Genomic DNA, 19,537 nt, shown 5'->3' with positions numbered 1-19,537 from the left:
AGGCAGCAGTAGAACGTGTTCCCATTCGTCAAAGAGTGAGGAACATCACATGAGTGAAACTACCGTGCATCGTACGGGTTCCAGCGACGTTTCGCGCCGCCGTTTCATCGCTGGAACCGGTTCTATTCTGGGCGCCGTAGTCCTCGCTGGTCACGCCACCGCAGCCCCGGCGCGGGCCGCCTCCACGGCCGCCACGATCGACACCGGAGCCCACGTCCCCGTCCTCGTGATCGGTACCGGATACGGCGGGTCCGTCGCCGCTCTGCGGCTCGCCCAAGGCGGCCTCGACGTGCACATGGTCGAGATGGGGATGTCCTGGGACAGCCCGGGTTCCGACGGCAAGATCTTCGCCAACACGACCAAACCTGATAAACGGTCATACTGGCTCCGCACCAAAACGAAACAACCCATCAGCAACTTCCTCGGCTTCCCGCTCGACAAGGACATCCCCCGCTACACCGGGATCCTGGACGCCGAGGAGATGGGCGGCATCACCGTCTACCAGGGCCGCGGCGTCGGTGGCGGCTCGCTGGTCAACGGCGGTATGGCGGTAACGCCCAGGCGCGAGAACTTCGGCGCCGTCCTGCCCTCGGTGAACCCCGACGAGATGTACGGCACCTACTACCCGCGCGCCAACGCCGGGCTCGGGGTCAGCGTCGTCGACCCTGCCTGGTTCGAGACCGCCGAGTGCTACCAGTACGCCCGGGTGGGCCGTAAGCACGCCCAGCGTTCGGGCTTCCCGTTCGTCTTCGTGCCCGACGTGTACGACTGGGACTACATGAAGCAGGAGGCCGCCGGGACCGTCCCCAAATCAGCGCTGATCGGCGAGATCCTGTACGGCAACAACTACGGCAAGAAGTCGCTGGAGAAGACCTATCTCGCCCAGGCCAGAGCGACCGGCAGAGTCACCGTCTCGCCGCTGCACAAGGTCACTTCGGTCGCTCCCGCCGCCGGCGGCGGCTACACGGTCGTCATCGAGGAGATCAACACCACCGGAGACACCACGGCCACCAAGACCGTGACCGCGGACACGGTGTTCTTCGCCGCCGGCAGTGTCGGCACGAGCAAGCTGCTCACCAAGCTGAAGGCCACCGGCTTACTGCCGAACCTGAACAGCGAGATCGGCAAGGGCTGGGGCGACAACGGCAACGTCATGTGCGGCCGCGCCAACCACCTGTGGGATCCGACCGGCAAGCTCCAGTCGTCCATCCCCTGTTCCGGCATCGACAACTGGGCCGCCGGCGGCGCCTTCGCCGAGATCGCGCCGCTGCCGACCGGGATCGAGACCTACGCCTCGTTCTATCTGTCGATCACCAAGAACCCGAACCGCGCCCAGTTCTCCTGGAATCCCGCGACGGGGAAGGTCGACCTGAACTGGCAGACCGCCTGGAAGCAGCCGTCCATCGACATGGCCAAGACGATCTTCGACAAGATCAACGCGAGGGAAGGGACGATCTACCGGACCGACCTGTTCGGCATCTACAAGATCTGGGGCGACCACCTCACGTACCACCCCCTCGGCGGCGCGGTGCTGAACAAGGCCACCGACAACTACGGGCGCCTCCACGGCTATCAGGGCCTTTACGTCATCGACGGCTCGCTGATCCCCGGCAACACCAGCGTCAACCCGTTCGTGACCATCACGGCACTCGCCGAACGGAACATCGAGACGATCATCGCCAACGACCTGTAACGACTTCCTGGTGACGGCGAGTTCGCGGCCTCAGTGCCCGGGCAGTACGCACACCGCGTCGAGACCCAGCACATGATTGAGCCGGCCGAACGCCAGCCAGGAGCCGATGCTCATGCTCAGCTCCACGATCTCCCGCTGGCTGTAATGCGCGGTCATCCGCGTCCAGAACTCCTCGTCGAGGCCGTGGTGATCCAGGGCGTACCGCTCGGCGTACTCAGCGGCCAGCCGGGTGCGGTCGTCGAAAGCCTCCGTCGTACGCCACTGGGTCACCGCGTCCGCGAACTCGTCCTCGACCTTCTGTCCGTCCCGGTCGGTCCGCCAGTCGAGGCAGAACAGGCACCCGTTGATCTGGGCGATCCGCAGCCGCGCGGCCTCGAACTCCCGCAGCCCCAGGGTCGTGTGCTCGTACACCGAGAGCGAGAAGTTCGCGGCGGCCTGCCCTATGCCGGGGACCATCTCGCCCCACACGTACCCGATCGGCTCCTGGCCCTCGGGGATGTCGATGTTCATCGTTGTCTCCTTCCGAGTTTGCCGACTGCGGGGCGCAGCGGGACGTCGAGCGCGTCGTACAGTCCGGGTTCGGCGTCCACGAGCCAGTCGATGGCGCTCACCAGCCGGCCGACCGCGGTGGCGTTGCCTCCCGCGGACCGGTTCTCGCCCTCGTCGGTCGCCTCGATCGTGACCTCGATGCGCGGGCGGCCCTCGATGATCACCCGGTGCGCCCCGGCGCCGTCGGGCGGCGTCGGCCAGTCCGGTGCGCAGGAAGGGTGGATACGGGTCACGTGCTCGATGACGATGCGCGGTTCGCCCTCGACGATGCCCTGCACCTCGAACCGCACCGCGCCCTGGGTGCCTGCCGCGAACTCCCCCATCGTCCTGGTGCTCACGGTGTTCTCGAGCGCGCGGCGGTCCAAGGTCTCGCGGATGTCGTCGAGTTCGACGCCGAGGGCCCTCGCCATCAGCCGTATCTGCCCGCCCCACACCATGGTCGGGATGCTCGGCGCGAGCATCATCGGCTCGTAGTCCATGGGCTGGCCCATCCCGACCAGGTACCGGACCGAGTCTTCCTGCTCGTACGTGGAGTAGTCGAAGATCTCCTGGCAGCGGATGACGTCCACGGTGGAGCCGAGCCCGCTGATGAGCAACGGCAGTACGTCATTGCCCCAGCCGGGATCGACACCGGAGACGAACAGCGAGCCGCCGCCGTCCGCCACGGCGGCCAGCAACGGTTCCCTCAGCTCCGGCGGAGCGTTGCGCTGGTCGTAGAGCCCGTACATCGCCGGGGTGACGACAACGGCTCCTGCCCGGACCGCTCGGAGGATGTCCGCGAGGGCGTCGTCGGGGCGGATGTCGCCGGACGCCGCGTACACCACCGCGCCAGGACCGGCGGCCAGGACCTCGTCGATGCCGTCGGTGGCCGCGACCCCCAACTCATGGGTGAGCCCGCCGAGTTCGCCCGCGTCGCGGCCGACCTTGTCGGAGTTGTGGACGAGTACGGCCGCGAGTTTCAGTGCCGGGTGGGCATCCACAGCACGGATGGCCGCACGTCCGACATTGCCGGTACCCCAGACAACCGTGGAAATCATGCGCGGAGGGTAGCGAGGGGGCCTATCAGTTCATAGTGCCGTGACCGGAAAAGCTGACAGCGCCGGTGTCGGCAGCGCTGCTGGGAGGACCGGCCTGCCCCCGCTCGTACGGTGGGGCCCGATCCGGGGACCGCGCGTGCGCGAGCTAACCTGACCAGCCGAAACACTTGCGGCCACGTTGCGTACGCTGACCGGGCGTTCCCATTGACGGCTGTCCTTTTGCTTACGACAGGAGTACCAGGTGGCCACCCCCACCCCTGCGGCTTCCGAATCCGCTTCCACCCCACGGCGGCGCCTGCGCGCATGGATGCTGGAGGGCCTGTCCGACATGGCCAGGCACCAGCAGGGAACTCAGGCCAAGACGCAGCCCGAGCACAAGGGGCAGCGGTGGTGGCGGGTGATGTGCCTGACCGGCGTCGACTACTTCTCCACGCTCGGCTATCAGCCGGGCATCGCCGCGCTCGCGGCCGGGCTGTTGTCGCCGGTGGCCACGATCGTGCTGGTGATCGTGACTCTGGCGGGCGCGCTGCCGGTGTACCGGCGCGTGGCCGAGGAGAGCCCGCACGGCGAGGGCTCGATCGCAATGCTGGAGCGCCTGCTGTCGTTCTGGAAGGGCAAACTGTTCGTTCTGACCCTGCTCGGCTTCGCGGCCACCGACTTCCTGATCACCATCACCCTGTCGGCGGCGGACGCTTCCACCCACCTGGTGGAGAATCCGCATGTGCCCAGCCTGCTGCACGGACAGCAGTTGGTCGTCACGCTGGTCCTGGTCGCCCTGCTGGGTGCAGTGTTCCTCAAGGGCTTCCTGGAGGCCATCGGCGTAGCCGTCGTCCTGGTCGGCGTGTACCTGGCACTCAACGTGGTCGTCGTGGTCGTGGGCCTGTGGCACGTCGCCACCGCCCCGCACGTGGTCACCGACTGGTCCAGCGCCCTGACCGCCGAGCACGGAAACGTGGTGGCCATGGTCGGAGTGTCGCTGCTGGTCTTTCCCAAGCTGGCGCTCGGTCTGTCCGGCTTCGAGACCGGCGTGGCAGTCATGCCGCACGTCGAGGGCGAGGCCGGCGACACCGAGGAGAAGCCCGCAGGGCGTATCCGCGGCACGAAGAAGCTGCTCACCACCGCCGCGCTGATCATGAGCGTGTTCCTGATCGCCACGAGCTTCATCACCACCCTGCTCATCCCGGAGAAGGACTTCGAGCCGGGCGGCGAGGCCAACGGGCGCGCGCTCGCATTTCTGGCGCACGAATACCTCGGAGGCGGGTTCGGCACCGTCTACGACGTCGCGACCATCGCCATCCTGTGGTTCGCCGGTGCCTCCGCCATGGCCGGGCTGCTGAACCTGATGCCGCGCTACCTGCCCCGCTACGGGATGGCCCCGCACTGGGCGCGCGCCGTACGCCCCATGGTGATCGTCTTCATCCTCGTGGCGTTCCTCGTCACCTGGATCTTCGACGCCGACGTCGACGCCCAGGGCGGCGCCTACGCCACCGGCGTGCTCGTGCTGATCTGCTCCGCGGCAATCGCGGTGACCATCGCCGCCCGCCGCGCCGGCCAGCGCAACTGGACCATCGGCTTCGCCGTGATCTCGGCGGTCTTCCTCTACACCACCGTGGTCAACGTCATCGAGCGGCCCGACGGTGTGAAGATCGGCGCCTGCTTCATCGCGGGCATCATCATCCTCTCGCTGATGTCCCGGCTCGCCCGCGCCTTCGAGCTGCGCGTCACGCACGTCGCTCTGGACAACATGGCCGAGCGCTTCGTGCGCGACATCGCCAACCGCCGGATCCGGTTCATCGCCAATGAGCCCGACCGCCGCGATGTCGCCGAGTACCGCGACAAGATCAACCAGATCCGGGCCGACAACGACGTCCCGGCCCAGGACGACTTCATCTTCGTCGAGGTAACCGTCCTCGACCCCTCGGAGTTCGAGGCCGGTCTGAACGTACGCGGTGAGGTGCTGCACGACCGCTACCGCATCCTGACCCTGGAGAGCTCCTCCATCCCCAACGCACTGGCCGCACTGCTCCTGTACGTACGCGATGCCACAGGGCAGCGCCCGCACATGTACTTCGAATGGACCGAGGGCAACCCCTTCGCCAACTTCCTCCGCTTCTTCCTCTTCGGCCAGGGCGAGGTCGCCCCGGTCACTCGCGAGGTCCTGCGCGAGGCCGAACCCGACCGGTCGAGGCGGCCCCGCGTCCACGTCGGCTGAGGCGATGACGAACGGCAGGTCGTTGCCGGTGAACTCACCGGCCGTGGACGGAACCACTCAGGACGTGGCTTTGGCCGAGAGGTCGGGACGGACCCTCGCACGGACGGCCGCGGCGGGCAGCGTGAGGACCATGGTCATGCCGCCGCCGGGGGTGTCCTCCGCCGTCAGCGTGCCGCCGATCGCCTCGGCGAAGCCGCGTGCGACTGCCAACCCGAGGCCGACTCCGGCGCCGCGCGGGGCGTCGCCGTAGCGCTGGAAAGGCGCGAAGATACGGTCCTTCGCCTCATCCGGGACGCCGGGGCCGCGGTCCGTCACCCGGACTTCCACGCGGTCGGCGATCGCGCTGGCCGACACCACCACGGCCTCGCCGCCGGGGGCGTACTTGACGGCGTTCTCGACGATGTTGGCGACCGTGCGCTCCAGCAGGCCCGGGTCGACCGCGACCATCGGCAGGTCCTCCGGGATGTCGAGGACGACGCTGTCCTCCGGTACGCCGCCGAGCGCCATCGGGACGACTTCGTCGATGTCGATCTCGCGGATGAGCGGGGTGACGGTGCCGGTCTGGAGGCGGGACATGTCGAGGAGGTTGCCGACGAGGTGGTCGAGCCGGTCCGAGCCTTCCTCGATGCCTTGCAGGAGCTCGGCGCGGTCCTCCTCGGACCACTCCACGTCGTCGGACCTGAGGGAGGACACGGCGGCCTTGATGCCGGCCAGCGGTGTACGCAGGTCATGGCTGACGGCGGCGAGCAGGGCGGTGCGGATGCGGTTGCCCTCGGCGAGTTCGCGGGCTTGCGCGGCCTGACCGAGCAGGCGCTGGCGGTCGAGTACGACGGCCGCCTGGGCGGCGAAGGCGGAGAGCACGCGGCGGTCCTCGGCGGGCAGGACCCGGCCAGATAGTGCGAGCGCCATGTGGTCGCCGACGGGCATGTCGACGTCCGCGTCCTCAGGGCGCGCGAGCGGACGGGTCGTCCCGACGCTGCCGGTGCAAGTCCACGGTTCGACATCGCTCTCGCGCTCCAGCAGGGCCACAGATTCCATGTTGAAGGTCTCGCGGACCTGCTCCAGGAGCGATTCCAGGCTCGACTCGCCGCGCAGCACGTTGCCCGCGAGGAAGGAGAGGATCTCGGACTCGGCGCGCAGCCGGGCGGCCTGATGGGTGCGGCGGGCGGCCAGGTCCACGACGGAGGCGACCGAGACGGCCACCGCGATGAAGATCACGATGGCAACGATGTTCTTGGGGTCCGCGATGGTGAGCTTGTGCAGCGGAGGCGTGAAGTAGTAGTTCAGCAGCAGCGAACCCCAGGCGACGGAGGCCAGTGCCGGTAGGAGCCCGCCGATCAGCGCCGTGGCCACCGTCAGCGTCAGGAACAGCAGCATGTCGTTGGCAAGGCCGACGTCGGGGGCGATGCCGTCGAGCAGGAGGGTCAGCAGAACGGGGCCGATGACGCCGACGAGCCAGCCCCAGATGATCCGGGCGCGGCCGAGGCGGGCGCCACGGGCCACGGGCAGGCCCCGGCCCTTGGCCGCCTCTTCGTGGGTGACGATGTGGACGTCGAGGTCGGGTCCCGATTCGCGGGCGACGGTGGCGCTGACGCCGGGGCCGAAGGCGTACTGCCATGTCCTGCGGCGGCTGACACCGAGCACGATCTGGGTGGCGTTCACCCCGCGCGCGAAGTCCAGCAGGGCGTTCGGTACGTCCTCCCCTATGACGTGGTGGAAGGTGCCGCCGAGGTCCTCGACCAGCGTTCGCTGGACGGCGAGTTCCTTGGGCGATGCGGAGGTCAGCCCGTCGCTGCGGGCGATGTAGACCGCCAGCACCTCGCCTCCGGCGCCCTTCTCGGCGAGGCGGGCGGCGCGGCGGATGAGAGTGCGGCCCTCGGGTCCGCCGGTGAGCCCGACAACGATGCGTTCCCGGGAGCCCCAGATCTTGGAGACCCGGTGCTCGGTGCGGTACTCCTGCAGGTATTCGTCCACCCGGTCGGCCGTCCAGAGCAGCGCCAGCTCGCGCAGCGCGGTGAGGTTGCCGGGCCGGAAGTAGTTGGACAGGGCAGCGTCGACCTTGTCCGGCTTGTAGATGTTGCCGTGGGCCATGCGGCGGCGCAGCGCCTGGGGCGACATGTCGACCAGCTCTATCTGGTCGGCGCGGCGTACGACTTCGTCGGGGACGGTCTCCCGCTGCCGTACGCCCGTGATCGACTCCACCACGTCACCGAGCGATTCGAGGTGCTGGATGTTGACCGTGGAGACAACGTCGATACCGGCCTGGAGCAGCTCTTCCACGTCCTTCCAGCGCTTGGCGTTGCGGGAGCCCGGCACATTGGTGTGGGCTAGTTCGTCCACGAGCGCGACGGCCGGGCGGCGCTCCAGCACCGCGTCGACGTCCATCTCGGTGAAGACCGTGTCGCGGTATTCGATCTCGCGGCGCTGAATCTGCTCGAGGCCGTGCAGCATCACTTCGGTGCGGGGCCGGTTGTGGTGTTCCACGAACGCGACCACACAGTCGGTGCCCCGTTCGATCCGGCGGTGCGCCTCGGAGAGCATCGCGTACGTCTTGCCGACGCCGGGTGCCGCGCCGAGGTAGATCCGGAGCTTGCCGCGTCCCATGGTTCCGATCTTTGCAGTCGAGGGTCTGACTTACAGGTCCGCGTTCACAGCGGCCTTGTCGGCCCGCGGAGAGCATCACATCTCGAAGCGGTAGCCCATGCCGGGGGCGGTGATGAGATACCGGGGATGCGAAGGGTCTGGTTCGAGTTTGCGCCTCAGCTGTGCCATGTAGACACGCAGATAGTTGGCCTGCGTGCCGTACGTGGGGCCCCACACCTCCTGCAGCAGCTGCTTCTGGCTGACGAGCCGCCCGCGATGGTGGATCAGTACTTCCAGCAGGTGCCACTCGGTCGGGGTGAGGCGGACGTCGCGCCCGCCCCGCGTGACCTTCTTCGCCGGCAGGTCGACGGTGAAGTCCTCGGTGGCGACCATCACCGAATCGCCGGAAGGTGCCACAGGCGACGTCCGGCGGGATGCGGCCCGAAGCCGGGCCAGCAGTTCGTCCATGCTGAACGGCTTGGTGATGTAGTCGTCGGCGCCGGCGTCGAGCGCCACGACCTTCTCGTCGGAGGTCCGCCGGGCGGAGACCACGAGGATCGGCACCCGGCTCCAGCCGCGAAGGCCCTTGATCACGTCGATGCCGTCCATGTCGGGCAGGCCGAGATCCAGCAGTACGACGTCCGGGTGGCGCGAGGCGGCCAGCCGAAGGGCCGTCCCTCCGTCGGGCGCGGAGTCCACCTCGTACTTGCGTGCCTTGAGATTGATCTCGAGAGCCCGTACGAGCTGGGGCTCGTCCTCCACCACCAGCACCCGGGTCATCGGTGTGCCGCCTTTCTGTTGTGCGCGAGGAGCATGTCGTCATGGACTGGGGAGGGAGCCGAAGGCCCGAGGAGACTCCCCGGGCCCCGGACTCCCGCCCGCCGGCGTAAGACGATCACTTCCCGGTGAGTGCCTTGAGCGCGATGTTGAGCTTGAGGACGTTCACCGTCGGCTCTCCCATGAAGCCGAGGATCCGGCCGTCGGTGTTGTCCGCGACGAGCTTCTCGACCTGGGCGACGGAGAGGTGGTTCTTCTCCGCGACGCGGTGGATCTGGAGCTTGGCGTACTCCGGGGAGATGTCCGGGTCGAGGCCGGAGCCGGAGGAGGTGACGGCGTCGGCCGGCACGTCCGACGGCCTGACCTGGTAGCCGGGCACCGAGTTGTCCTTGACGACGGCGGCCTTGGCCTCGACGACCCACTTGCAGAGGGTGCCGTCCTCCGCGTCCTTCGGGTCGGTCGGGCAGCGGCCGTCCACGCCGACGCCGTTGTCGCCGGACCGGTTGGTCGCGCCGGACAGGATCAGCGAGTACTGGGTGTTCACGCTGTTGGTGCCGAGGCCGTTGGACGGGCGCGGCTGGAACCACTTCAGGTCCGGGACCGCCGCCTCCTCCGCGTCGTTCGGATCCTTCTTCGGCAGGTCGTAGCGCTGGCCGATCAGCTCCGAACCGACCACCTTACCGCCGGACTTGATCTCGGAGCCATTGGCCTTGTCGTTGAACAGGGCCTGCGCCACCCCGGTGACGGCGAGCGGGTAGATGACGCCGCAGATGACGGTCAGGACAAGGAGGGCGCGCAGCCCCGCCCACATCAACCGGGCGGTGTTTCCTACGGAGTTGTTCATCGTGAATCAGCCGATTCCAGGGATGAGGGAGATGAGCAGGTCGATGAGCTTGATGCCGATGAACGGGGCGATCAGGCCGCCCAGGCCGTAGATCCCGATGTTGCGGCGGAGCATCTTGTCGGCGCTGGTCGGCCGGTACTGCACGCCCTTCAGGGCGAGCGGCACCAGCGCGATGATGATCAGCGCGTTGAAGATGACCGCGGACAGGATCGCCGACTCCGGGCTGGCCAGGTTCATGATGTTGAGCTTGTCCAGGCCCGGGTAGACCACCGCGAACATCGCCGGGATGATCGCGAAGTACTTCGCGACGTCGTTGGCGATCGAGAAGGTCGTCAACGCTCCCCGGGTGATGAGGAGTTGCTTGCCGATCTCGACGATCTCGATCAGCTTGGTCGGGTTGGAGTCCAGGTCCACCATGTTCCCGGCCTCCTTGGCGGCCGAGGTACCGGTGTTCATGGCCACGCCGACGTCCGCCTGAGCGAGCGCGGGTGCGTCGTTGGTGCCGTCGCCGGTCATCGCGACGAGCTTTCCACCGGCCTGCTCGCGCTTGATCAGCGCCATCTTGTCCTCGGGAGTGGCCTCGGCGAGGAAGTCGTCGACGCCCGCCTCTTCCGCGATCGCCTTGGCGGTCAGCGGGTTGTCACCCGTGATCATGACGGTCTTGATGCCCATGCGGCGCAGCTCGTCGAACCGCTCGCGCATGCCCTCCTTGACGACGTCCTTGAGGTGGATGACACCGAGCGCGCGAGCGCCCTTGTCGTCCTCGACCGCGACCAGCAGCGGCGTACCGCCCGCTTCGGAGATCTTGTTCGCGGCCTGGTCGGCGTCGTCGGCAACCTGACCGCCGCGCTCCTTCACCCAGGCGAGCACCGAGCCGGTCGCGCCCTTGCGGACCTTGCGAGCCTCGCCGTTCTCGGAGAGGTCGACGCCGGACATACGGGTCTGGGCGGTGAAGGGCACCCACTCGGCCTGCGAGAGCTCGCCCTGGTGGCGCTCGCGCAGGCCGTACTTCTCCTTCGCCAGGACGACGATGGAGCGCCCCTCGGGCGTCTCGTCGGCGAGCGAGGACAGCTGGGCGGCATCCGCCAGCTCGGCCTCCGTGACGCCCTTGACCGGGACGAACTCGGCGGCCTGCCGGTTGCCCAGGGTGATGGTGCCCGTCTTGTCGAGCAGCAGCGTCGACACATCGCCCGCCGCCTCGACCGCGCGTCCGGACATCGCCAGTACGTTGCGCTGCACCAGCCGGTCCATACCCGCGATGCCGATCGCGGAGAGGAGGGCGCCGATGGTGGTCGGGATCAGGCAGACCAGCAGAGCGGTCAGCACGATCAGCGACTGCTCGGCGCCCGCGTACTTCGCGAAGGGCTGCAGGGTGACGACCGCGAGCAGGAAGACGATGGTGAGGGACGCGAGCAGGATGTTGAGCGCGATCTCGTTGGGCGTCTTCTGACGGGCAGCGCCCTCGACCAGGTTGATCATCCGGTCGATGAAGGTCTCGCCGGGCTTCGTCGTGATCTTGATGACGATCCGGTCGGACAGCACCTTCGTACCGCCGGTGACCGCGGACCGGTCACCGCCGGACTCACGGATGACGGGAGCCGACTCGCCGGTGATGGCCGACTCGTCGACGCTCGCGACGCCCTCGACGACGTCACCGTCGCCGGGAATGATGTCGCCGGCCTCGCAGACCACCAGATCGCCGATGCGCAGCTCGGTGCCAGGCACCCGCTCCTCGACCTTGCCGGCCAGGCGGCGCGCCACCGTGTCGGTCTTGGCCTTGCGCAGGGTGTCGGCCTGAGCCTTGCCGCGGCCCTCGGCCACCGCCTCCGCCAGGTTGGCGAAGATGGTGGTCAGCCAGAGCCAGGCGGCGATCGCCCAGCCGAACCAGTCCGTCGGGTCCTTGAACGCGAAGATCGTGGTCAGCACGGAGCCGACCAGGACGACGAACATGACCGGAGACTTGATCATGACGCGCGGGTCGAGCTTCTTGACGGCATCCGGGAAGGACTTGATCAGCTGCTTGGGGTCGAACAGCCCCCCGCCGACGCGGGCGGCGTCGTGCTTGTGACCGGTGGGCACATCGCTGTGCGGTGCCCGGGTCGGAGTGGCAGTGGACATGGAGCCGGGCTCCTCATGCTTCTTTACGTTGGTGGTCATGACGCCAGCCCCTCGGCGAGCGGACCCAACGCCAGGGCCGGGAAGTAGGTCAGACCAGTGATGATCAGGATCGTGCCGACCAGCAGCCCGGTGAAGAGCGGCTTGTTGGTACGCAGGGTGCCCGCGGTCTCCGGGACGGGCTTCTGCTCGGCGAGCGAGCCGGCCAGCGCCAGGACGAACACCATCGGCAGGAACCGGCCGAGCAGCATCGCCAGACCGAGGGTGGTGTTGAACCACTGCGTGTCCGCGTTCAGGCCCGCGAAGGCGGAGCCGTTGTTGTTGCCGGCCGAGGTGTACGCGTAAAGGATCTCGGAGAAGCCGTGCGCACCGGAGTTGGTCAGCGAGTTCACCGGGGTCGGCAGCGCCATCGCCGCGGCGGTGAAGCAGAGCACCAGCGCCGGGGTGATGAGGATGTAGCAGGCCGCCAGCTTGATCTCTCGGGTGCCGATCTTCTTGCCCAGGTACTCGGGCGTACGGCCCACCATCAGGCCCGCGATGAACACCGCGATGATCGCCATGATCAGCATGCCGTAGAGGCCGGAGCCGACCCCACCGGGAGCGATCTCGCCCAGCTGCATACCCAGCAGGTTGAGGCCACCGCCCAGACCAGTGTTCGACGAGTGGAAAGAGTCCACCGCGCCGGTCGAGGTGAGCGTCGTGGAGATCGAGAAGATCGACGAGGCGCCGATGCCGAAGCGGGTCTCCTTGCCCTCCAGAGCGCCGCCCGCGACCTCGAAAGCCGGACCGTGGTGTGCGAACTCCGTCCACATCATGAGCAGCACGAAGCCGACCCAGATGGTGACCATGGTGGCGAGGATCGCGTAACCCTGCTTGATCGAGCCGACCATCTTGCCGAAGGTGCGGGTCAGCGCGAACGGGATCAGCAGGATCAGGAAGATCTCGAACAGGTTCGAGAAGGCGTTGGGGTTCTCGAACGGGTGGGCCGAGTTGGCGTTGAAGTAACCGCCACCGTTGGTGCCGATCTCCTTGATCGCCTCCTGGGAGGCGACCGCGCCACCGTTCCACTGCTGCGAGCCGCCCATGAACTGGCCGACCTCGTGGATGCCGGCGAAGTTCTGGATCGCGCCGCACGCGACCAGCACGATCGCGCCGATCACGGAGAGCGGGATCAGGATGCGGACGGTGCCGCGGACCATGTCGGCCCAGAAGTTGCCGAGCTCACCGGTGCGGGATCGGGCAAAACCCCGTACAAGAGCCACCGCCACCGCGATACCCACCGCGGCGGAGACGAAGTTCTGCACCGCGAGGCCGCCGGTCTGTACGACGTGGCCCATGGCCTGCTCGCCGTAGTACGACTGCCAGTTGGTGTTCGACACGAAGGACGCGGCGGTGTTGAACGCCTGGTCCGGGTCGATCGAGGAGAAGCCGAGCGAGCCGGGCAGGCTGCCCTGGATCCGCTGCAGCAGGTACAGGAACAGGACGCTGACCGCAGAGAAGGCGAGGACGCCGCGCAGGTAGGCGGGCCAGCGCATCTCGGCGTTGGGGTTGGCGCCGATGGCCTTGTAGATCCACTTCTCGACGCGCAGATGCTTGGTCGAGGAGTAGACGCGGGCCATGTAGTCGCCGAGCGGACGGTACGCGAGCGCCAGCGCCGCGACGAGCGCGAGCAGCTGGAGCATACCGGCGAGGAAGGGGCTCATATCTGTGCTCAGAACCTCTCCGGGTACACAAGGGCGACGACGAGGTAACCCAGCAGGGCGACGGCCACGACCAGGCCGACGATGTTCTCGGCAGTCACAGCTTTGCCACCCCCTTGGCGATGAACGCCACCAGCGCGAAAACCGCGATCGTGGTGACGACGAAGGCCAGGTCGGCCATCGAGAGCTCCTGAAAGAGGTTCGGAATGTTGCGGACGTCTAGAGGAAAGCCTGATTCCGGCCAGACATGAGCGCCGTTGACGGCTCTCTTACGGCTATGAGCACCCTCTTGACGGCTCTCTTACGCCGACCCGTCCGACCTGCGAAGACACCGGGCGATCACCGGTCGAGAACCGGACCCGCGGTGTCGAGTGCGGCCCCGGCATGGTCGGCGAGGGTCACCGCCACCAGCCGTGCCCGCAGCGGGGGGACCACTCCGGGGGTGGGCCGGAGCATGAACCGTCCGCCGTAGTGGCCGCTGCCGACGGCTCTCAGTTCGATCTCGCCCTCCGGCCAGCCAAACCGGTCGATGTCCCACCGGCTGCGCCCCACGACCACGGCTCCGTCCTGCTCCAGGCGCGGCGGACGCCCGAGCAGGCTGCCGTACCCGAATCGGCATCCGCGCAGCTGGAGTACGTCGACGAGCTGCCGCCTGACCTGGTCGACCACGGCATCGGGCGAGGCGGTGGCCTGGACGAGCTGCGCGGTGTCGTGGATCCGGGCGAGATGACCGGCGTCGGTCACGGTGATCACCTGCAGGCGCCGCGCGCGGGCGGCCAGCTGCGACACGGCCAGGCCCACGGCCAGCAGGAGGACGGCCGTCTCGATGTCCTTGGAGTCATCGATGGTGAACTGCTGGTACGGCTGCGTGAGGAAGAAGTCGAACCATGCCGCGGACGACAGCGCCGTGAGCGCGCCGGCGAAGCCGTTCCCATTGGCGGAGACCGCCACCACGACGACGACCAGGATCAGGGCCAGGTTCGTGTTCGACAGACTCGTGCGGAAGGGCACCAGCACCAGGGCCGCCAGGAAGGGCCCGGCCAGCGCAGCGGCCAGCGCGATGCGGTCACGAAGCGGGTAGCTCATGATCCACCTCGCCTTCTCCAGAACCGACAAGGCAAGGGTCCGCCCCGGTACCAATTCCGGCCGCGAAAGGCACGAGCCTTGACGGATCCCTGGCGCTGATGAGCCGGACCTTGACACAGGCTTGACGGGTTGCTGACCCAGCGGGCGCCAAGCCCTAGCTGTACTGACCCGTGAGGTTGGGGACGCGGCTGGCGGGTGGCTGGCCCTTGAGCGCGGTGTGTCCGCGGTGGTGATTGTAGGTGTGGAGCCAGACGGGGTATGCCTCGCGTCGCTCGGTCTCGGTCCGGTAAGCCTTCGCGTAGGCCCACTCGTCCAGCAGGGTCCGGTTGAACCGCTCCACCTTCCCGTTCGTCTGTGGCCGGTAGGGACGGGTGCGCTTGTGTGAAATCCCTTGCTCGGCAAGGGAGCTGCGCCACAGATGCGACTTGTAGCAGGAGCCGTTGTCGGTCAGGACCCGCTGGACGGTGATACCGCATGACGTGAAGTAGGCGTGCGCGCGCTGCCAGAACCCGACGGCGGTTTCCTTCTTCTCGTCGGTGAGGATCTCGCTGTAGGCCAGGCGGGAGTGGTCGTCGACCGCGTTGTGCAGGAAGCTCATGCCGGCGCCGGCCCGGTTCTTGCGGCCGGCGGCCCGGCCGAGGACCTTGTGGCCGCCGCCGTCAGGGATGTTCCCGAGTTTTTTGATGTCGACGTGGACCAGGTCGCCGGGGGCGGCGTGCTCGTAGCGCCGGATCGTGCGGCCGGTCGCGCGGTCCAGGTGGGTCAGGCGGGCCAGCCGGTAGCGGGTCAGGATGCGGTGGACGGTCGCCGGGTTCAGTCCGAGGAGGTAGGCGATGCGGGCCGGTCCCCAGCGACGCAGGACGCGGACCTTGATGATCCGCCGCTCGGTACGGGTCGGTGTCCGGCGCGGACTGTGGTGAGGCCGGGAGGAGCGGTCGGCCATCCCGGCCTCGCCCTGGGCCCGGTAACGCCCAGCCCACCGCCGAGCCGTCGTGGGCGAGACCTGGAAGCGTTCGGCGGCACGGCGCAGAGGCCAGCCGTGCTCGACGACGCAGCGGGCCAGACGCAGGCGGCCGGTCTCGGTCAGGGGTGCATTACCGTGGGGCATGAGGGCCTTCTGATCGTTCGGTGGCGATGTCGCAATCCACACCGAACCTGGAAGGCCCTCACTCGTTCAAGATCACCCAGCCGTGATCACTGTCACCAACCTCCGTGGACAGAACACCTAGCGCAACCCCTCCGTGGCCGACTGAATGAGCACGGCTGTGCCCGCCAGGAGGAATGATGTCTCCCTGACGCCCCTTCAGCAATTCTTGACGTGCACTTGACGCCAAGCCCCGGGAGCTGTCAGAGGACCGTAAATTCCGTGGGGCATAAGCGAATTGACGTCATCGCGGCCTCTAGATTTCCGGTGGCCGCTCAAGGTCGCGGGCGTCAGTGGCATGACAGAGCCCGGGGGTCCTACCCCGGCCGCGTCTTCGGCGGCGGGTACGCGGCGGCGCCTCCCCCGCTGCCGCGTCCGCACACGGCCCTGTCGGCGCCTTAGCCTCGGCGTCGACAGGGCTCGAGCGGCTCCCCCTGTGTCGGCCCGCCCGGCCCCGTCATGGCGAAGGCCGGTCCCATCAGAAGGTCTCATTGATGCTTCCCCCCGCCCCTCAGCAGGCTCCGACGGCTCCGACGGCTCCGCGAAGCCGGAACCCGGAGAGCGGGCCGGGCAACCGCCCGCCCCGACGACGCACCCGACAGGGCGGGCTCTTCGATCCCGTACAACTGCTGAAGTCCTTCCCGGAGGCCGTCCGCAAACTGCACCCGCGGGCCCTGGCCAGAAACCCTGTGCTGTTCGTGGTCGCGGCGGGATCGGCGCTGACGACCCTTTCCGCCCTGTTCCACCCGTCCGTCTTCACATGGGTGATCAGCGTCTGGCTCTGGCTGACGGTGATCTTCGCCAACCTCGCCGAGGCCGTGGCCGAGGGCCGCGGCAAGGCGCAGGCGGAGTCGCTGCGCCGGGCGCGTACGGACACGGTCGCCCTGCGGCTGCGGGCCTGGCGCGTCGGCATGGACCTGAACCGTGCCGAGACCGAAGCCGTCGCCGCCACCGACCTGTGCCTCTTCGACTTCGTCCTGGTCGAGGCGGGCGAGCTGATCCCGGCGGACGGCGATGTCGTCGACGGCGTCGCCGCGGTCGACGAGTCCGCCGTCACCGGTGAATCCGCCCCCGTGATCCGGGAGTCGGGCGGCGACCGCAGCGGTGTCACCGGCGGCACGACGGTGCTCTCCGACCGCATCGTTGTACGGGTCACATCCCGCCCCGGCCATTCCTTTCTGGACCGGATGATCGCCCTGGTCGAGGGCGCGTCCCGGCAGAAGACCCCGAACGAGATCGCCCTCAACATCCTGCTGGCGGCGCTCACCATCGTCTTCGTCCTGGTGGTCGTGGGGCTCCAGCCGATGGCCGCCTACGCGAACGCCGCCCAGTCGACGACCGTGCTGGTCGCCCTGCTTGTCACCCTGATCCCGACCACCATCGGGGCGCTGCTCTCGGCCATCGGCATCGCCGGGATGGATCGGCTCGTCCAGCGCAATGTGCTTGCGATGTCCGGCCGCGCGGTCGAGGCAGCCGGTGACGTGAACACGCTCCTGCTCGACAAGACCGGCACCATCACACTCGGCAACCGCGAGGCCGCCGGATTCGTGCCGCTGCCTGGTATCGACGAGCTGATCCTGGCGGATGCGGCTCAGCTCTCCTCGCTGGCTGACGAGACGCCGGAGGGCCGATCGGTCGTCGTGCTGGCGAAGCGGAAGTACGGGCTGCGGGAGCCGGCGGAGGGCGAGTTGAGCAATGCTCAGTTCGTATCCTTCTCCGCGCTGACCCGGATGTCGGGCGTGGACCTCTTCTGGGACAACGGCGCGGCGTGCCACATCCGCAAGGGCGCCGCGTCCGCGGTGACCGACTGGGTGCAGATGCGCGGCGGAACCGTACCGGCGGAGGCGGGCATGTACGCCGACTCCATCGCCGCCTCCGGCGGCACGCCCCTGCTTGTGGCGGTGCACGACTGGGACGGGCCGCGCGTCCTCGGCATCATTCACCTCAAGGACGTGGTCAAGGACGGCATCCGGGAGCGGTTCGCCGAGCTCCGCCGCATGGGTATCCGTACGGTCATGATCACCGGCGACAACCCGCTGACCGCACGCGCGATCGCGCAGGAGGCCGGCGTGGACGACTACCTCGCCGAGGCCACCCCGGAGGACAAACTCGCCCTCATCGAGCAGGAGCAGGCGGGTGGCAAGCTCGTCGCGATGACCGGCGACGGTACGAACGACGCTCCGGCCCTCGCTCAGGCCGACGTCGGCGTCGCGATGAACACCGGCACCTCCGCCGCCAAGGAGGCCGGGAACATGGTCGACCTGGACTCCAACCCCACGAAACTCATCGAGATCGTCCAGATCGGCAAACAACTGCTCATCACCCGCGGGGCGTTGACCACCTTCTCCATCACCAACGACGTCGCCAAGTACTTCGCGATCATCCCCGCGATGTTCACGGGCGCGTATCCGGGTCTCGAGGCCCTGAACATCATGGGCCTGCACAGCCCGACCTCCGCGATCACCTCGGCGATCATCTTCAACGCCCTGATCATCGTGACGCTGATCCCGCTCGCCCTGCGTGGCGTGCGCTACACCCCAACGTCCGCGCACGACCTGCTGCGCCGCAACCTCGCCGTCTACGGCCTCGGCGGTCTCGTGCTGCCCTTCGCCGGCATCAAGCTGATCGACCTGTTCGTCTCCACGATCCCCGGTCTGGGCTGACCCATCAGAGCCCCGTCAAGGACCGTCCGGGGCTCTTGAGCCCGTGCCCGCAAGCCAGTTGTATGGACGATGTGAACAGCCATCTGCGCCATGACGACCGGCCACCGAATCAGGTGCCGCCGACCGAGCGCGCTGCTCACCCGCCGGTGCGCTGACGCACCGTTCACGGGCGACCGCCTACGACGGCCGCTTCTTTTCCCGTACGCCCCGCTCTCTGACGGGTCGTACGTACCCACACCCCTCGCACGTCGCCTGCTCTCGCCCCGCGGCGAGGGCATCGGCGCGTGCCCTTCTCCAGGAACTGATCATGTCTTCTGCATCCCTGTCCGGACGGACCGTGCTGGTCACCGGCGCCACCTCCGGCATCGGCTACGAGACGGCGCGACAGCTCGCCGAGCGCGGCTCCACCGTCCTCGTCCACGGCCGCACCGCCGAAGAGGCGCGAGCCGCGACCGACTGGCTGATCGCCGCCGACGGGATCGGCGCGAACCGCGTGTGCGCATTCGCCGCCGATTTCACACGCCTGGACGAGGTGGAAGCCATGGCTGCCCGCGTCGTCCTGGAGCACCCGCACCTGGACGTCCTCGTGAACAACGCGGCCATGGCCGCCCCGGAGCGGCACACCGTCACCGCCGACGGCAACGAGATCGCCTTCCAGGTCAACTTCCTCGCCCACTACCTGCTCACCGGCCTGCTGGAACAGTCCCTCACCAGCATGCCCGGCGGCCGGGTCGTCGACGTCTCCTCCTCGCTGCACCGCACCGGCTCCATCCAGTGGAGCGACCCCAACCGCTCCCGCCGGTACTCGCGTCTCGCCGCGTACGCCCAGTCGCAGCTTGCGCTCACCGTCTTCGCCGCCGACCTTCGGGTGACGGCCGTCTCCGTCCACCCGGGCATCTGCGAGACGGCGCTGCTTCCGCTGTACGCCCACAAGGGGGCCACGGCCGCCGAGGGCGCCGCCCATGTCGTACGGCTCTGCGACCCGGCGGTCGAGATCGTCAACGGCGCCTACTACGACCGCGATCAGCGCGTCGATCCCGCGCCCGCCGCGACCGAAGAGCGCACAGTCAAGCGCCTCAACAAGCTCGCCGACGTCCTCGTCGGCCACACCGCCTGAAGGGGGGCCGGAAACAC

General features: G+C 68.2%; 14 protein-coding genes. 4 read left to right on the top strand and 10 right to left on the bottom strand.

Annotated elements, in window-relative coordinates:
- Nucleotides 1–49: 49 nt before the first annotated feature.
- On the top strand, nt 50–1,693 hold the full coding sequence (locus OG741_RS36355) for a GMC oxidoreductase (RefSeq protein ID WP_405604885.1): 1,644 nt from the start codon (nt 50–52) through the stop codon (nt 1,691–1,693).
- A gap of 30 nt (nt 1,694–1,723) precedes the next feature.
- Here the strand turns inward: OG741_RS36355 and OG741_RS36350 are convergent, their stop codons facing one another.
- Together OG741_RS36350 and OG741_RS36345 are read right to left on the bottom strand one after the other, a co-directional pair.
- The gene (locus OG741_RS36350) at nt 1,724–2,203 is read right to left on the bottom strand and encodes a carboxymuconolactone decarboxylase family protein (RefSeq protein ID WP_405604883.1); all 480 of its coding nucleotides are present in this window, start codon (nt 2,201–2,203) and stop codon (nt 1,724–1,726) included.
- Nucleotides 2,200–3,279: a dihydrodipicolinate reductase gene (locus OG741_RS36345; RefSeq protein ID WP_405604881.1), complete on the bottom strand. Its 1,080-nt coding sequence runs from the start codon at nt 3,277–3,279 to the stop codon at nt 2,200–2,202. Before OG741_RS36345 ends, OG741_RS36350 begins: the two co-directional genes overlap by 4 nt.
- A 307-nt stretch (nt 3,280–3,586) precedes the next feature.
- On the opposite strand from OG741_RS36345, the gene OG741_RS36340 reads away from it, so the two are divergent.
- Nucleotides 3,587–5,491, top strand: coding sequence for an amino acid transporter (locus tag OG741_RS36340; protein ID WP_405605966.1), 1,905 nt, complete (start codon nt 3,587–3,589; stop codon nt 5,489–5,491).
- A 57-nt stretch (nt 5,492–5,548) separates the two neighbouring features.
- On the opposite strand, the gene OG741_RS36335 is transcribed toward OG741_RS36340, so the two are convergent.
- The 8 genes from OG741_RS36335 to OG741_RS36300 all read right to left on the bottom strand — a co-directional run bounded on the left by OG741_RS36335 (nt 5,549) and on the right by OG741_RS36300 (nt 15,704).
- Nucleotides 5,549–8,095 carry an ATP-binding protein gene (locus OG741_RS36335; protein WP_405604879.1) on the bottom strand — a complete coding sequence of 849 codons (2,547 nt, stop codon included), beginning with the start codon at nt 8,093–8,095 and terminating at the stop codon, nt 5,549–5,551.
- A 75-nt stretch (nt 8,096–8,170) separates the two neighbouring features.
- A complete protein-coding gene (locus OG741_RS36330) occupies nt 8,171–8,854 on the bottom strand; it encodes a response regulator (protein ID WP_405604877.1) in 684 nt (227 codons plus the stop codon).
- A gap of 115 nt (nt 8,855–8,969) precedes the next feature.
- The gene (locus tag OG741_RS36325; RefSeq protein WP_405604875.1) at nt 8,970–9,695 is read right to left on the bottom strand and encodes a potassium-transporting ATPase subunit C; all 726 of its coding nucleotides are present in this window, start codon (nt 9,693–9,695) and stop codon (nt 8,970–8,972) included.
- A 6-nt stretch (nt 9,696–9,701) separates the two neighbouring features.
- A complete protein-coding gene (gene kdpB / locus OG741_RS36320) occupies nt 9,702–11,852 on the bottom strand; it encodes a potassium-transporting ATPase subunit KdpB (RefSeq protein WP_405604873.1) in 2,151 nt (716 codons plus the stop codon).
- On the bottom strand, nt 11,849–13,513 hold the full coding sequence (gene kdpA / locus OG741_RS36315) for a potassium-transporting ATPase subunit KdpA (RefSeq protein ID WP_405604871.1): 1,665 nt from the start codon (nt 13,511–13,513) through the stop codon (nt 11,849–11,851). Before kdpA ends, kdpB (OG741_RS36320) begins: the two co-directional genes overlap by 4 nt.
- Nucleotides 13,514–13,521: 8 nt before the next feature.
- Nucleotides 13,522–13,611, bottom strand: coding sequence for a K(+)-transporting ATPase subunit F (gene kdpF / locus OG741_RS36310; RefSeq protein ID WP_328666081.1), 90 nt, complete (start codon nt 13,609–13,611; stop codon nt 13,522–13,524).
- Between the two features lie 238 nt (nt 13,612–13,849).
- Entirely contained in the window at nt 13,850–14,596 is a 747-nt protein-coding gene (locus OG741_RS36305; RefSeq protein WP_405604868.1) for a DUF4118 domain-containing protein, read from the bottom strand.
- 154 nt (nt 14,597–14,750) lie between these two features.
- A complete protein-coding gene (locus OG741_RS36300) occupies nt 14,751–15,704 on the bottom strand; it encodes an IS481 family transposase (protein WP_405595200.1) in 954 nt (317 codons plus the stop codon).
- A gap of 530 nt (nt 15,705–16,234) precedes the next feature.
- Between OG741_RS36300 and kdpB (OG741_RS36295) the strand changes: the two genes are divergently transcribed.
- Nucleotides 16,235–18,403, top strand: coding sequence for a potassium-transporting ATPase subunit KdpB (gene kdpB, locus OG741_RS36295; protein ID WP_405604866.1), 2,169 nt, complete (start codon nt 16,235–16,237; stop codon nt 18,401–18,403).
- A 307-nt stretch (nt 18,404–18,710) separates the two neighbouring features.
- Nucleotides 18,711–19,520: an SDR family NAD(P)-dependent oxidoreductase gene (locus OG741_RS36290; protein WP_405604864.1), complete on the top strand. Its 810-nt coding sequence runs from the start codon at nt 18,711–18,713 to the stop codon at nt 19,518–19,520.
- Nucleotides 19,521–19,537: the final 17 nt, after the last annotated feature.

This window comes from Streptomyces sp. NBC_01410 (assembly GCF_045040195.1).
GTDB lineage: Bacteria > Actinomycetota > Actinomycetes > Streptomycetales > Streptomycetaceae > Streptomyces.
Note: the sequence above shows the minus strand (reverse complement) of the source record. Positions and strands in the feature narration are given on the sequence as shown.

Excerpts from the sequence above, each read along its gene's own strand:
- OG741_RS36355 (WP_405604885.1), top strand. The coding sequence starts at position 50 with ATGAGTGAAACTACCGTGCATCGTACGGGTTCCAGCGACGTTTCGCGC.
- OG741_RS36350 (WP_405604883.1), bottom strand. The coding sequence starts at position 2,203 with ATGAACATCGACATCCCCGAGGGCCAGGAGCCGATCGGGTACGTGTGG.
- OG741_RS36345 (WP_405604881.1), bottom strand. The coding sequence starts at position 3,279 with ATGATTTCCACGGTTGTCTGGGGTACCGGCAATGTCGGACGTGCGGCC.
- OG741_RS36340 (WP_405605966.1), top strand. The coding sequence starts at position 3,587 with ATGCTGGAGGGCCTGTCCGACATGGCCAGGCACCAGCAGGGAACTCAG.
- OG741_RS36335 (WP_405604879.1), bottom strand. The coding sequence starts at position 8,095 with ATGGGACGCGGCAAGCTCCGGATCTACCTCGGCGCGGCACCCGGCGTC.
- OG741_RS36330 (WP_405604877.1), bottom strand. The coding sequence starts at position 8,854 with ATGACCCGGGTGCTGGTGGTGGAGGACGAGCCCCAGCTCGTACGGGCT.
- OG741_RS36325 (WP_405604875.1), bottom strand. The coding sequence starts at position 9,695 with ATGAACAACTCCGTAGGAAACACCGCCCGGTTGATGTGGGCGGGGCTG.
- kdpB (WP_405604873.1), bottom strand. The coding sequence starts at position 11,852 with ATGACCACCAACGTAAAGAAGCATGAGGAGCCCGGCTCCATGTCCACT.
- kdpA (WP_405604871.1), bottom strand. The coding sequence starts at position 13,513 with ATGAGCCCCTTCCTCGCCGGTATGCTCCAGCTGCTCGCGCTCGTCGCG.
- OG741_RS36305 (WP_405604868.1), bottom strand. The coding sequence starts at position 14,596 with ATGAGCTACCCGCTTCGTGACCGCATCGCGCTGGCCGCTGCGCTGGCC.
- OG741_RS36300 (WP_405595200.1), bottom strand. The coding sequence starts at position 15,704 with ATGCCCCACGGTAATGCACCCCTGACCGAGACCGGCCGCCTGCGTCTG.
- kdpB (WP_405604866.1), top strand. The coding sequence starts at position 16,235 with ATGCTTCCCCCCGCCCCTCAGCAGGCTCCGACGGCTCCGACGGCTCCG.
- OG741_RS36290 (WP_405604864.1), top strand. The coding sequence starts at position 18,711 with ATGTCTTCTGCATCCCTGTCCGGACGGACCGTGCTGGTCACCGGCGCC.